Below are 13,633 nucleotides of genomic sequence, written 5' to 3'. Positions count from 1 at the left end.
GATCCCAAGTTATCCACATGCCGTCCGGACTGACTTGAGGCGGACCTTGGGCTCGCTTAGCGTAAGTCACTCGAGATGCGCCTCTCGTTTACGCAATCGTGACCATCGGGGGAGAGCTGTGGATGCTGTAAGGATCGTCGAGGGGGAGGTCAGGGAGCTCATCCGGCGTCGTGGCCTGGATCCACTGGAACAGGCTGGTGATGTCCGAAGCCTGGTGGACGCGGCAGTCAACGACTACGACGAACGGGCCCTCCTCGCTCCGCTTCCTCCCTTGGGTCACCTCGAGTCGGCGCGTCGTCTGATTTACGACGCTGTCGCGGGGTTCGGGCCATTGCAGCCGCTTCTGGACGATGAGTCGATCGAGGAGCTTTGGATCAATGCTCCCCACGAGGTCTACGTGGCCCGAAATGGTGAATCCGAGCTGACTACGATCAGCCTCACTGAGCAGCAGGTCCGGGACCTGGTAGAGAGAATGCTTAAGACTTCCGGACGACGACTGGACTTGTCATCGCCCTTCGTGGACGCCGCACTTCCGGACGGTTCGAGGCTGCATGTGGCAATCCCGGACATCACCCGGAGGCACTGGGCGGTGAACATCAGGAAGTTCACCGCGCGCGCCAGCCGCCTGGAGCACCTGATAGAGCTCGGCAGCCTGACACCACAAGCTGCGAGGTTCCTGGGCGCGGCAGTAGCGAGCGGCCTCAACATTCTTGTCTCCGGCGCCACGCAGGCGGGAAAGACCACCCTTCTCAATTGCCTGGGAGCGCACATAGGTTCACGCGAGCGGGTCATCACGGTGGAGGAAATCTTTGAACTCCAGCTTCCCTTACGGGATGTCATCGGACTTCAGTGCCGTCAACCGAATCTGGAGGGTGAGGGCGAAATCCCTTTGCGGCGGCTCGTCAAGGAAGCCCTTCGAATGCGGCCGGACAGGCTCATTGTGGGCGAAGTCCGCGAAGCCGAAAGCCTGGACATGCTCATCGCCCTCAACTCCGGGCTTCCCGGTATGTGCACTGTGCATGCCAATTCTGCCCACGACGCCGTAACCAAGATCTGCACATTGCCCCTTCTCGCCGGAGCCAACATTGCCAGTGCCTTTGTGGTCCCCACAGTGGCGTCGTGCATTGATCTGGTGGTGCATTGCGGCAGGCATCCGACAGGGCGAAGGCAGATAACGGAGGTCCTTGCTTTGGGGCGAAGGGTTGAAAACGGGATCATCGAATCCTCCACCGTCTTTGGGATGTCAGCAGGCCAACTGCAGCCGAGGCCCAACGCGATGCCCGCTGCGGAAAAGTTTGCCCGCGCAGGCTTCGACGTCTCCGCGCTGTTGGAGGTGAACTGATGCCGCCTCTCCTGGGCATTCTGTGTGGCTTGGGACTTTTCCTTATCTGGTGGTCCACCTGGGATCAACCCACAGCCAGGCCACGGAAAAAGAAACGACGCCGCCTGGACCAATTGCTTTTGTCAGCAGGGATTGAAAAGGTCACAGGACCAGCCTTGCTCCTCAGCTGCGGGGGTTTTGGGTGTGCAGTCATGGCGGTCTTCTTCCTCATCACAAGGGCGCCGGTGGTCGCGCTATGCTTCGGGTTGTTCGGTTCCTGGGCCCCCTTGGCAATCGTGAGGCGGAGGGCGCGAAAGCGTCGTGCGGCGCTTCGCTTGTTGTGGCCGGATGTCGTGGACCACCTGCGCTCGGCTATTCGCGCAGGCCTTGCCCTGCCTGAAGCGCTCATTCAGCTTGGATCCAAAGGACCGGAGGAATTGCGGCGGCTTTTCCTGGATTTTGGTGCCGACTACCGCTCCGGTGGGCATTTTGAGACTGCGTTGGACAGGCTTAAGGACCGTCTCGCGGATCCGGTGGCCGATCGCATCATTGAAGCCCTTCGAATGACCCGCGAGGTTGGCGGATCCGACCTGGGCCGAATGCTGGGGACTTTGTCCGACTTCCTCAGGGACAACTCCCGCACCCGGAGTGAGCTGGAAGCCAGGCAATCATGGACTGTCAACGCTGCGAGGTTGGCAGTCGCGGCCCCGTGGATCGTCCTGGTGTTGATGGCCAGCCGTCCGGAAGCGATGCCGGCCTACAACTCAACCCTGGGAGCAATGGTGCTTCTCGCTGGCTTGCTGGTTTCCGTGTGCTGCTATTCCTTGATGCTTCGAATTGGTGCGTTGCCTGATGATGAACGCGTTCTGCGATGAGTACGTCGACGGCTTGGGCCGCGGTCTTCGGCGCCGTCCTTGGAATTGGATGCTGGCTCGTCTTGACGCGTCTGCCGTTCCTGCGGGGAATGACTTTTACGGAGCGCATCAGCCCTCAGCTGAAATCCAGGAACCTCGAGTCACGCCTCCTGCTTGCGCAAGAGCCGGACCTCACACCTTTTGGACCATTGGAACGAATTCTTCGCCCCATCTTTCGGGACGCGGTGAAAAACATGTCGCGGTTGAACGTTGGCTCCGCCGTCGCGGCAAAGAGGCTGGCCCGCTCCGGGTCCTCCAAAACGATCCTTGACTACAGGGTCGAGCAGATCCTTTGGGCCAGCGGAGGTCTGGTCGTGGCGTTGATCGTGGTCACAGCACGCGCGGCATCCGGGCAGTTCAATCCGGCGGTGTCCTGCGTCTTGGTCGTTGGGGCCGCCTTGGGCGGGTATGTGCTCCGCGACATGGTTCTGGGGCAGCAGATCAAGCGACGTGAGAGAAGGATGCTGTCCGAGTTTCCAAGCCTTGCTGAGCTGATGGCTCTGGCCGTAGCTGCGGGCGAAAGCGCGATGGGCGCGATGGACCGGGTGAGCCGTAGCTCCCAAGGGGAACTCTCCAACGAGTTCGCGCTGATTCTTGCGGATGCCCGGTCCGGCAAGCCTCTGGCGGAAGCACTTCAGTCCTTTTCCAGCCGAGCGGAGTTACCACCACTGGTCAGGTTCTTTGATGGCTTGGTGGTGGCTGTCGAACGCGGGACCCCACTGGCAGATGTGCTTCGGGCACAGGCCGCCGATGTCCGGGATGCCGCCAAGCGGGAGCTGATGGAATCCGCAGGCCGCAAGGAGATAGCCATGATGGTGCCCCTCGTCTTCGGTGTGCTGCCACTAACGGTCGTGTTTGCCGCTTTTCCAGCCATCGCAGCCCTGCAGATGAGCCTCTAGTCCCTTGCATCTCCTCCTGCAGGAATGCGGCCCGGAACAAGCGGGAGCAGCAGCGCGCCACAGTCACAACACAGCAACACAGCAACACAGCAATACAGCAACAACACAGCAATACAGCAACAACACAGCATCACTGTCACTCAGCACCACAGCACCACAGCGACAACGCCGTATCACCGTTATTGGGGAGAATCATGAAAATACTTGCCAGCAGGTCGCCCATTGCACCAGTCCGTACCGTGTCGGGGCGGGCTTTGCTCACTGACTTCGTTTTACGGGCGGCACCGCAGCCAGAGGAGCAAGAACGAGGAGACGTGCCTGGATGGGTCATGATCACTCTCATGTCAGCGGTCTTGGTCGCTGGACTTCTTGCCCTCGCCACACCTGCCTTGAATGACTTGTTCACTCAGGCCATGTCGAAGGTGGGCAAATAGGCCGCGTGGAGGGGCAGGCCCTGTTCTCCACTGTCCTTCGCCCTTCAGACCCGACCCGGGCCACCGGAGAACGAGGAACGGCTGTCGTGGACTTCGTATTGGTTGGAGCGCTGTTGACCCTGCTCTGCATGTCGGTCATTCAACTGATGCTGGTGTTGCATGTACGCAACACGCTCGTTGACGCTGCAGCTTCGGGAGCGAGGTACGGCGCGCTGGCCGACAGGACGTCATCGGAGGCAAAAGCCCGGACGGCGGAGCTGATTACCGCGGCCCTGAACGAGGGTTTCGCGCAAAGCATCACCACGAGCGAAGAGGTCATGGACGGCATCCGCACGCTGGAGGTGACGGTGAAGGCGCCGATGCCGGTCCTTGGGTTGGTTGGACCTCAAGGCCTGATGGAGGTGCACGGCCATGCCGCCCTTCCTGGTTGAAGCGGCACATTCATTTGGCAAAGCGCTCCGGCTAAGGATGTGCTATGTCCTGTGCTTATCCGAACTGTCGGTCGAAGGGCGCAACCGGAACATCGAAGGGCAAAGGGGGAGCGCCGTCGTGGAATTTACCTTTCTCGCAGTCCTGTTGATGGTGCCACTGATTTACTTCGTGGTGACCATTGGGCAAATCCAGGGCGCATCGTTTGGAGTGGTCGGAGCGGCCGACCAGGCCGCGAAAGTTTTCGTCCTTCAGCATGACCCGGCAAGCGCGAGGAAAGCGGCGGAGCAGTCCGTAATTGTGGCGCTGGCCGACTACGGGCATACGCCGGATCAGGCCACCGTGGAGATTTCGTGTGATCGGGAAAATTGTCTGACAGCAGGGGCAAGTGTCACCGTTACTGTCCACGTCGATGTTCTGCTTCCCATGGTCCCGTTCGGTGACACCCTGAAGCTCAGTGCCAGTAAGGTATCCGCCTCGGCCACGCAGATAGTTGGTCGCTACCAATGACCCGGAAACAAAACGTAAGAAGTCCTCGACCCCTCACAGCGTCCATGCCTCCCGGGGGACGCAGATACGGCGGCCCGCATCGCTTTGGCATTCTGCCTCGCAATGGCGTCCTCCACCGCGATGACGGGCAAATTACAGTGCTGATTCTCGGATATGTGGTGCTGGCACTGCTCCTGGTCACAGTGGTGATGGCCGCTTCCTCCGTGTACCTGGAACACAAGAAGCTCTTGTCCTTGGCTGACGGAGCCGCGCTCGCAGCCGCAGACTCGTACCTGGTGGGTGACCTGGAGGGCGGGAGCCTACCTGCTGTTTCTCTGATGGATGACCGGGTGCTGGCGGCTGCAGTCTCATATCTTGGGAAAAGCAACGCCTTCGCAGGCCACGAGCGATTGGAAGTGGGGGAGGGAACCGGAAGTGAGCCTGGCGGGACGGCAGTGGTGGTTCTCAGGTCTGTCGCCCACCCGCCGGTGATCAACTTCCTGGTGCCGGATGGAATCGTCGTCGAGGTCAGGGCGACGGCGCGGTCGAGGCTCACGCAGTAATGAATCTACGGACAAAAGCCGGACAGCCAAGGGAGCCTGATGGATAGCGTACGCTGGGATAACCATGGCTGACATAGATTTTCCCGCAGAAATCCGCGCACTTCGAGCAACTTACGGCTCCATCGAAAACGTCACTGACGTTGACGCTCTCAAGGCTGAAATCGCCGAATTGAGCGAGCAGGCCGGGGCCCCGGACCTCTGGGATGACCCCGCATCGGCCCAGGTGGTGACATCCCGTTTGTCACACCGCCAATCGGAAGTCGAACGACTCGAAAAGCTCGCAGCCCGGATTGACGACCTCGAGGTCCTGGTCGAACTTGGGCAGGATGAAGGCGACGAAGCCTCAATGGCCGAGGCCGCCAAAGAGCTGGCGTCCATCCGCAAAGCCCTCGCGGAGCTTGAGGTAGTCACCTTGCTCTCCGGCGAGTACGACGAACGCGAAGCCGTGGTGACCATCAGGGCCGGAGCGGGTGGAGTCGATGCAGCCGACTTTGCCGAGATGCTGATGAGAATGTACTTGCGGTGGGCTGAACGCCACGGTTATCCCACCACGGTGATGGACACGTCCTACGCTGAAGAAGCCGGCCTGAAGTCCGCCACGTTCGAGGTCAAGGCCCCCTACGCCTTCGGCACCCTGAGTGTGGAAGCCGGCACTCACCGGCTGGTGCGCATCAGTCCGTTCGACAACCAGGGCCGCCGGCAGACATCCTTTGCAGCCGTTGAGGTCATCCCGTTGATCGAGCAGACGGATTCAATCGAAATACCCGACAACGAGATCCGGGTTGACGTCTTCCGTTCCTCCGGCCCGGGCGGGCAGTCCGTTAACACCACTGACTCCGCAGTACGCCTGACCCACATTCCCACGGGCATTGTGGTCTCCATGCAGAACGAAAAGTCTCAGCTCCAGAACCGGGCAGCCGCCATGCGCGTGCTGCAGTCCCGTTTGCTCCTGGTTAAGAAGGAACAGCAGGACGCAGAGAAGAAGGCACTGGCAGGGGACGTCAAAGCCTCATGGGGCGACCAGATGCGCTCCTACGTGCTGAACCCCTACCAGATGGTCAAGGATCTGCGGACCGAACACGAAGTGGGCAACACTTCGGCCGTGCTGGATGGCGACATTGATGACTTCATCGACGCCGGCATCCGTTGGCGCACCGGTAACCGCAACGCAGCGGCCAACCAGTAAGACGCAGCAGCCAGCCAATTAGCAGGAGGCTGGCAGAGCGCTCCCAGACTCGGCCCTTATTACGCGACACGCCCCCGAAAGCCCCGTAATGCTGGCTTACCCGTGCGTATAGTCGAGTGGCCGGTGCTCTCACTTCCCCCATCGAAAGCCCGCGCTCCGGCTGTTGGACTGGGCGACTCATGTCATGTCCGGCGGGGTACTAAGGGCCATGATCAGATTTGAGAATGTCACCAAGGTCTACGAGCAGAATGCCCGACCGGCGCTCGATTCTGTCAGCCTTGAGATCAACCGAGGCGAATTTACGTTCCTTGTGGGCGCCTCTGGTTCGGGCAAATCCACTTTCCTGCGGTTGATCCTCAAGGAAGACAAGGCCTCAGCCGGATCCGTGTACGTTGCCGGCCAGAATGTCGCCAACATTTCGAGTTGGCGTGTGCCCAAGCTGCGCCGTGGGATCGGCGTCGTGTTCCAGGATTTCCGCCTGCTGCCGCAAAAGAACGTTTTCGCCAACGTCGCCTTCGCCATGCAGGTCATCGGGAAGAGCCGCTCCATTATTCGCGAAACGGTCCCCGAGGTCTTGAAGACCGTGGGCCTTGAAGGCAAGGAACGGCGCATGCCGCACGAGCTTTCCGGTGGCGAGCAGCAGCGGGTCGCGATCGCGCGCGCCGTCGTCAACCGTCCGGGAATCCTCCTTGCCGACGAACCGACCGGAAACCTGGACCCTATTACCTCGATGGGAATCATGGGCGTCCTGGACAAGATCAACCAGAACGGCACCACTGTGGTCATGGCCACCCACGATGACGACATTGTCAACGAAATGCGCCGCCGCGTTGTGGAGCTCAAAAACGGAAAGGTCATTCGCGACGAAGCGAAGGCCCTGTACACGTCGATGATTCCGGTAGTCGGCGAATCGCGCCGGCTGCGGGACGCCAGCGGCGAAGAACTCGACCGCGCGCAGGGGGCACAGCTGTGAGGCTCCTTTTCATCCTCGGGGAAATCGGCAGCGGTCTGCGCCGAAACCTGTCCATGGTTATTTCCGTTGTGCTCGTGACCTTTGTTTCGCTGACCTTTGTTGGTGCGGCGGGAATGCTGCAGATGCAGATCAACCAGATGAAGGGCTACTGGTACGACAAAGTCCAGGTGGCGGTCTTCCTCTGCAACGACGGTTCGACGGCGGTCGGCTGCGCGTCGGGACCGGCGACGAAGGAGCAGCAGGAAAACCTCCAGGCCATGTTGGAGTCTCCTGCGGTGAAGCAGTACATCAACGATTTCCAGTTCGAATCCCAGGCCGAGGCGTACAAGCACTTCAAGGAACAGTTCTCGAACTCTCCGATCGTTGATTCGGTATCAGAGGACCAGTTGCCGGCCTCATTCCGTATCAACATGAAGAACCCGGAAAAGTACCAGATCATCAGCGAGACGTTCTCCTCCCAGCCAGGGGTTGAAACAGTCAGCGACCAGAGACAGGTCCTGGAACGGATCTTCTCGTGGATGAACGGAGCCTCGGTAGCGGCTGTCGGCGTGGCCGCGGTGATGATTTTCTGCGCGGTCCTCCTGATAACCACCACCATCCGGCTATCGGCCTTCAGCCGACGGCGGGAGACGGGCATCATGCGACTGGTAGGCGCTTCAAAGACGGTGATTCAGCTGCCGTTCATCCTTGAAGGTGTCATAGCCGCCGTCGTTGGAGCGGTTTTGGCCTCTGTTACCCTGTGGCTGATGGCGCACTTCTGGCTCAACGGCGACCTTTCACGGCAATTCCTGAATACTCCGTTTATCTCCTCCACCCAGGTCCTGGTGATCGCCCCTGTGCTCATCGCCCTGGGCGCGGGCCTGGCGGGGATCTCGTCGCTGTTGACTCTCCGGCGATACCTGAAGGTTTAGCCATGAAGACCATGTCCCTCGGACTTACCACTGCTGCAAGCGAAAAGGATTCCTGATGACCACGTTGGACCCGAACTCCCTGCGTCGGCGCTTTGCGTCGGGCCAGGCTCGGATGCTGGGTGCCGTCCTCGCCGTCGGGCTGGCTGTCAGTCTCCTGTCGGGAGCGCCTGCAGCGCATGCGGACAACCTCGAAGACCAGCAGGCCGCACTGGAAGCAGAGGCGGCACGGGTACAGGCATCCTTGGAGTTCGTCGACTCGAATATCGCGAAGGCTGCCGGCGATCTTGTGATCTACCAGGGCCGCCTTCCCGGCGCCCAGCAGGCTTTGCTTGAAGCGCAGGGCCGCGTCGCGAGTGCCGTCAAGGAAGTGGAGGCTTTGGCCGCCAGGGTGGAACTCGCCCAGCAGAACAAGGCCAAGATCACCGAGCAGCTGGAAAACGACAAGCAGAAGATCACTGATACCAAGAAGCTGATCGGGCAGATCGCGTCGCAGGCCTACAAGTCCGGCGGCGTGCCCACGAACGTAGCCCTCTTGTTCGGTTCCAGCGAGTCCGGCAACCTGACCGAGTCCATGGATCTCGCTGACCAGGCCATGCGAAGCCAGAACGCGGCCATGACCAAACTGACCCAGCAGAACGCCACCAACGTGAACTCGCAAGCGCGACTGGTGGCGGTCGAGGAAGAAATCCAGGATCTCAAGGCCAAGGCAGACGCGGCACTTGAGCGGGAGAAATCAGCACGGGACGAGGCAGCCAGCAAGAAGGCTGAAGTGGACAAGCTGATCGAGGACACCACGCGCCTCAACGGACAGTTGCAAGCGGCCAAGCCGGGGATTGAAGCGAACCTCGCGCGGGTGAAGGCGGAACAGGACACTGTTGCTGCCGAGATCGTCGAGCGTGACCGCAAACTGCGGGAAGCGTGGGAAGCGGAGCAGCGCCGGCTCGCCGCCGAAGCAGAAGCCGCGGCCGCTGCGGCAGCCGCTGCCGCCGGACGCCCGGCACCTCCTGAAGCTCCTTATGTTCCGCCGGCTGCCGGTTCGCCGTCGGCGTTCGGCCTGCGCCATCCCTTCGCCAGCTATGTTCCGATCACCTCGGGCTTCGGATGGCGCGCGACGCCGCCCGGCACCATCGACTTCTACGGCACCGGCGGTTACATGCACACCGGCATCGACTTCGGCGCCCCGTGCGGGACTCCCGTTTACGCCGCAGCCGCAGGTGAGGTCTTCAACTCAGGCTGGAACTCTGCCGACGGCGGTGGATGGCGCGTCAAGCTTTCCCACGGTGTGGTGCAAGGCAACTCGCTGACCACGATTTACTACCACAACAGCAGCATCGTGGTGGCGAACGGGCAGAGGGTCGCGCAGGGCCAGCTCATTGCCTACTCGGGCAGCACGGGTAACTCCACAGGCTGCCACGCGCACTTCGAAACCTGGCTGAACGGTACAGCGGTGGATCCCATGACCCTTCTCTAGGGTCCGGGAAACGGCCCGCTCTGGCGTACACTGGTTCAAATCCGCAACTAACAAGGAGTTCTACCGTGCCCAAGGAAAGTGGCCGTAAGGTAGTGGCCACCAATCGGAAGGCCCGGCACAACTACCTCATCCTGGATACCTACGAAGCCGGCATCGCGCTGATGGGGACAGAAGTGAAGTCCCTCCGCGAAGGCCACGCATCAATGGTTGACGGGTTCTGCACCTTCTACAACGACGAGTTGTGGATGGAAGGTATCCATATCCCCGAGTATCACCAGGGGAGCTGGACCAACCATGCCGCGCGCCGGCGTCGTAAGCTCCTGTTGCACCGCGATGAACTGGACAAGATCTCGCAGAAGATCCGCGAGTCCGGCTTCACAGTAGTTCCGCTGCAGTTGTACTTCCTGGACGGACGGGCAAAGGTGGAAATCGCCATCGCCCGCGGTAAAAAGGACTACGACAAGAGGCAGACCCTCCGTGAGCAGCAGGACAAGCGTGAATCGCTCCGTGAGCTGCGTGAACGCAACCGCCGGTAGGCACGTGGGTGTACCAGGGGGAATTACTTGCCTGCTGGATGCGTTATGATGAGTAGTCCGACAGGAGATTAACCCTTCTGTCGGGTTTGGTAACAAAATACGGGGATGATCGGTTTCGACGATGTTAGTCGCGACAGGTGAAGCGGGCCGAGGATGCAGAATTATCTCGTAAACGCTGTCTGCAAACCAATAAGTGCCGAATCTAAGCGCACTGACTTCGCTCTCGCTGCCTAAGCAGTAAGACAGTCCGTCAGCCCGGGGTTGCTATCGCCCCGGTTCCTGGCGTCATTTAGATAGCCACTGCTGTTTGCCTTCGTCATTGAGGTAAACGGGACTCTTAGATGACTGGGCCCGGATCAGCTACCTGTTTGCAGGATGGCTGGGGCCGAGAAAATCCGACGCAAACTGCGCCCGGAGAAGCCCTGACAACACGACATCGGACGGGGGTTCAATTCCCCCCATCTCCACCCCTGGGAAAGCCCCTGGACCCTCGCGGTCTAGGGGCTTTCCTGTGCCCCGAACCGGATGCGTTCACCTAAGGCGTACTGCGGCAAGGACTACCTGCATTCCGTGGATCGTTGAAGTGGATAGGCGCATCGCCCGGCAGGCGGCGGAAGGCGCCGGAGGCAGCGGGAGGCACAAAATGAGCATAGAGCCGGAATTTGTTCAGGATCCGGATGAGCAGCAAGCCCTGGACGCCTACTCACAAGTGGTCATACGCGTGGCGGAATCCGTGACACCCCATGTCGCCGCCATCGAAATGATGAGCACAGGCCGCAGGGGCCAGGTCCGGGTCGGCAGCGGGTCCGCAGTGGTCTTCACCGCTGATGGATACATGCTGACCAACGCCCACGTGGTGGCAGGCCTCCAGTCCGGCAGGGCCGTCTTTGCCGATGGCAAGCATACTGACGTGGAGCTGGTGGGCGCAGATCCGTTGTCCGACCTGGCCGTAGTCCGCGGCTTGAAATCCACACCGCCGCCGGCCCTGCTGGGCGACGCCGATTCCCTGCGGGTAGGTCAACTGGTGGTCGCCGTGGGCAATCCCCTGGGGTTGTCCGGCTCTGTCACCGCCGGTGTGGTGAGCGGCCTGGGAAGATCCATCCCTGTCCGTGCAGGCGAGCATAGGAGGGTCATCGAGGACGTCATCCAAACCGATGCAGCGCTGAACCCGGGAAACTCCGGCGGTGCACTGGCGGATACCAAGGGACGCATCGTGGGAATCAACACTGCCGTGGCAGGTCTGGGGCTGGGCCTGGCGGTGCCCATCAATACGACAACGCAACGCATCATCGCCTCCCTGCTGAGGGATGGCCGAGTGCGCCGTGCCTATCTGGGCCTGGTGAGCACCCCAATTCCGCTGGATGCAAGCGCAGTGGTGAGGACCGGCCAGAAGGAAGGCCTGAGGGTGGTGGAGGTCATTTCCAATTCGCCCGCCGAGAAGTCCGGATTACTGGCGGGGGACCTCGTGCTCCGGGCGCAGGGCAGGGCCGTGTCCAGCGCGGAAAGCCTGCAGAAACTGCTGTTCGAGGGTGCCATCGGGCAAGCTTTTCCGCTGACAGTACTACGGGACGGCAAAACTGTTCAGCTCACGGCCTATCCATCGGAAATGAGCCAGCAGTGAAGGTTGCCTAGGCTTTGTTCTCCGGAACATCCACGACGCCGACAAAGCGGCTGCCGACGCCTTCGTACTCGCTCCGGACCTCGCCCAGGAAGAGCTTGGGGAGTTCACTGTTCCGGTGGGTTCCGCAGAAGACGAAGGAAAAGTCCGGCCACCATTTCTTGGGTCGGACAGCCTCGGAATAGCCGCAGACGGCGCAGGTGAGGTGGACCCAGACAGGTCGCTTTCCTGTTCTGTTGGCCCGGGACTGTGCCAGCCAGGCCGGCGGATTGTCCTGAAGGTCGCGGAGCTCGGCTTCGGAGAGTCGGGACGGAATGCCGTGGCGCTGAGCCATTTCCATCGAAATATCAAGGGCCAAAGCGGCATCACGTCTGCTGATCACCATTCAACGATACGGGACTTACGCGGCGTAGGCTGTGCACATGACTGACGCTCCTGTCCTGTTGCCGAGTACACCCCTCCAAAAACGGGTCCTTGTGGTGGCAATCGTGGCGTCGTTCATTGCCATCCTGGACGGCTTTGTGGTGAATCTCGCACTGCCCGCCATCGGCCGGGAGCTGGGTGGCGGCCTGGTGATACAGCAATGGGTGGTGGATGCGTACCTGCTCACGCTGGGGGCTTTGATTCTGGTGGCAGGGTCGTTGTCGGACCATTTCGGGCGGGCACGGATCCTTGAATGGGGCCTGGCAGGCTTCGCCGTCACGTCGATGCTCTGCGGCTTGGCGTGGAGCGGTGAAGTCCTGGTGGTCTCACGGGCCCTCCAAGGGATCGCAGGTGCGCTCCTGGTGCCAAGTTCGCTGGCCATGATCATCACGTCGTTCTCCGGGCCGGCGCAATCGAAGGCCATCGGCCAGTGGTCAGGATGGACCAGCGCGGCGGCCATTGTTGGTCCGCTGATCGGTGGCGCCGCCGTCGATCTTCTGTCCTGGCGGGTCATCTTCTTCATCAATGTGGTTCCGGCCTTGGCCATCTGGCCCATGCTCGCCGGTCTTCGCGCCTCCGATGCCGCCAGAGACAAGACGAAGCGGATCGACTATCTTGGGGCGTTCCTGGCCATGGTTGCTTTGGGCGGTCCGGTCTTCGCGTTCATCGAGCAGGGACGCATGGGATGGGGGAGTCCGCAGGTGTGGGTGCCCCTGATTCTCGGTGTGCTGGCCATGGTCCTCTTCTTGTTCCACGAAGGCAGGACGCCCGAGCCCATGCTGCCGCTCGGACTGTTCAGGATCCGCAATTTTGCCTGGGGCAACGTCGGCACCTTGGCCATCTATGCCGGAATATCCCTCGGTTTCTTCGTGTTGGGAATCTATTTGCAGCAGGTCGGAGGGCTGGGTGCCACCGTGGCCGGCATGGCTTTGCTCCCGGGCACCGTCATCCTGATGCTGGGAGCCTCATACTTTGGTGGCCTGGCCGGCAAGTACGGTCCTCGATGGTTCATGACGATCGGTCCGTTACTGTGCGGTGTGGGCTTCCTGATGTCCCTGTCCGTGCAGGAGCCCCTCAATTACTGGACGCAGGTGCTGCCCGGCCAGATTGTCTTCGGCCTGGGGTTGGCGACGCTCGTAGCGCCTCTGACGGCCGCGATCCTCGGCGCTGTTCCGCCGACGGAAGCCGGAATCGGCTCTGCCGTCAACAACGCGGTTGCCCGTATCGCAGGCCTGATTTCGATCGCTTTCGCGGGTGTGATTGTGGGACCGGTTTTCACCAGGCAAGGGCTGTACAACGCCTTGGTGGTGACCGCCCTGCTGTTCCTGGCCGGCGCGGTGGCGTCCGCCGTCGGGATCCGCAACCCGCCACGCGAGGCGGCGGCTGCCGCTGAACGGGAACCGGATGCGGCGTCCGACGACGGCGGTCCGGTCGGGCAGCCCGGCTGACCACCCGCGCCGCAAGGG

At 61.3% G+C, this 13,633-nt stretch carries 15 protein-coding genes and 1 other RNA gene; 15 read left to right on the top strand and 1 reads right to left on the bottom strand.

Features of this window, described 5'->3' with window-relative positions:
- Positions 1–118: 118 nt before the first annotated feature.
- The 14 genes from HMI60_RS12820 to HMI60_RS12760 all read left to right on the top strand — a co-directional run bounded on the left by HMI60_RS12820 (position 119) and on the right by HMI60_RS12760 (position 11,747).
- Complete coding sequence (locus HMI60_RS12820) at positions 119–1,342, top strand: CpaF family protein (protein WP_193589762.1); 1,224 nt, start codon at positions 119–121, stop codon at positions 1,340–1,342.
- Entirely contained in the window at positions 1,342–2,196 is an 855-nt protein-coding gene (locus HMI60_RS12815) for a type II secretion system F family protein (RefSeq protein WP_193589761.1), read from the top strand. The genes HMI60_RS12820 and HMI60_RS12815 overlap by 1 nt, the downstream gene beginning before the upstream one ends.
- Positions 2,193–3,134, top strand: coding sequence for a type II secretion system F family protein (locus HMI60_RS12810; RefSeq protein ID WP_193589760.1), 942 nt, complete (start codon positions 2,193–2,195; stop codon positions 3,132–3,134). The genes HMI60_RS12815 and HMI60_RS12810 overlap by 4 nt, the downstream gene beginning before the upstream one ends.
- Positions 3,135–3,328: 194 nt before the next feature.
- Positions 3,329–3,568: a hypothetical protein gene (locus HMI60_RS21050; RefSeq protein WP_227453528.1), complete on the top strand. Its 240-nt coding sequence runs from the start codon at positions 3,329–3,331 to the stop codon at positions 3,566–3,568.
- An 86-nt stretch (positions 3,569–3,654) separates the two neighbouring features.
- Positions 3,655–3,999 carry a TadE family protein gene (locus HMI60_RS12805; RefSeq protein WP_255520200.1) on the top strand — a complete coding sequence of 115 codons (345 nt, stop codon included), beginning with the start codon at positions 3,655–3,657 and terminating at the stop codon, positions 3,997–3,999.
- Positions 3,980–4,507, top strand: coding sequence for a TadE/TadG family type IV pilus assembly protein (locus HMI60_RS12800; protein WP_193589759.1), 528 nt, complete (start codon positions 3,980–3,982; stop codon positions 4,505–4,507). Before HMI60_RS12805 ends, HMI60_RS12800 begins: the two co-directional genes overlap by 20 nt.
- A 137-nt stretch (positions 4,508–4,644) precedes the next feature.
- Entirely contained in the window at positions 4,645–5,049 is a 405-nt protein-coding gene (locus tag HMI60_RS12795) for a pilus assembly protein TadG-related protein (protein ID WP_193589758.1), read from the top strand.
- A 64-nt stretch (positions 5,050–5,113) separates the two neighbouring features.
- Positions 5,114–6,235: a peptide chain release factor 2 gene (gene prfB / locus HMI60_RS12790; protein ID WP_018776403.1), complete on the top strand. Its 1,122-nt coding sequence runs from the start codon at positions 5,114–5,116 to the stop codon at positions 6,233–6,235.
- 208 nt (positions 6,236–6,443) lie between these two features.
- Positions 6,444–7,208, top strand: coding sequence for a cell division ATP-binding protein FtsE (ftsE, locus tag HMI60_RS12785; RefSeq protein ID WP_018776402.1), 765 nt, complete (start codon positions 6,444–6,446; stop codon positions 7,206–7,208).
- Complete coding sequence (ftsX, locus tag HMI60_RS12780) at positions 7,205–8,119, top strand: permease-like cell division protein FtsX (RefSeq protein ID WP_018776401.1); 915 nt, start codon at positions 7,205–7,207, stop codon at positions 8,117–8,119. The genes ftsE and ftsX overlap by 4 nt, the downstream gene beginning before the upstream one ends.
- Before the next feature lie 55 nt (positions 8,120–8,174).
- On the top strand, positions 8,175–9,590 hold the full coding sequence (locus HMI60_RS12775; RefSeq protein WP_018776400.1) for a M23 family metallopeptidase: 1,416 nt from the start codon (positions 8,175–8,177) through the stop codon (positions 9,588–9,590).
- 65 nt (positions 9,591–9,655) lie between these two features.
- On the top strand, positions 9,656–10,126 hold the full coding sequence (gene smpB / locus HMI60_RS12770) for an SsrA-binding protein SmpB (protein ID WP_018776399.1): 471 nt from the start codon (positions 9,656–9,658) through the stop codon (positions 10,124–10,126).
- 101 nt (positions 10,127–10,227) lie between these two features.
- Positions 10,228–10,596: a transfer-messenger RNA gene (gene ssrA, locus HMI60_RS12765) on the top strand.
- A gap of 173 nt (positions 10,597–10,769) precedes the next feature.
- A complete protein-coding gene (locus tag HMI60_RS12760) occupies positions 10,770–11,747 on the top strand; it encodes a S1C family serine protease (RefSeq protein WP_110504036.1) in 978 nt (325 codons plus the stop codon).
- A 7-nt stretch (positions 11,748–11,754) separates the two neighbouring features.
- Here the strand turns inward: HMI60_RS12760 and HMI60_RS12755 are convergent, their stop codons facing one another.
- The gene (locus HMI60_RS12755) at positions 11,755–12,129 is read right to left on the bottom strand and encodes a hypothetical protein (RefSeq protein ID WP_026266935.1); all 375 of its coding nucleotides are present in this window, start codon (positions 12,127–12,129) and stop codon (positions 11,755–11,757) included.
- A 31-nt stretch (positions 12,130–12,160) separates the two neighbouring features.
- On the opposite strand from HMI60_RS12755, the gene HMI60_RS12750 reads away from it, so the two are divergent.
- Positions 12,161–13,615, top strand: a complete 1,455-nt coding sequence (locus HMI60_RS12750; protein ID WP_055972048.1) for an MFS transporter — start codon at positions 12,161–12,163, stop codon at positions 13,613–13,615.
- Positions 13,616–13,633 lie beyond the last annotated feature (18 nt).

It is taken from the genome of Paenarthrobacter sp. YJN-D (assembly GCF_015040335.1).
GTDB lineage: Bacteria > Actinomycetota > Actinomycetes > Actinomycetales > Micrococcaceae > Arthrobacter > Arthrobacter nicotinovorans.
Note: the sequence above shows the minus strand (reverse complement) of the source record. Positions and strands in the feature narration are given on the sequence as shown.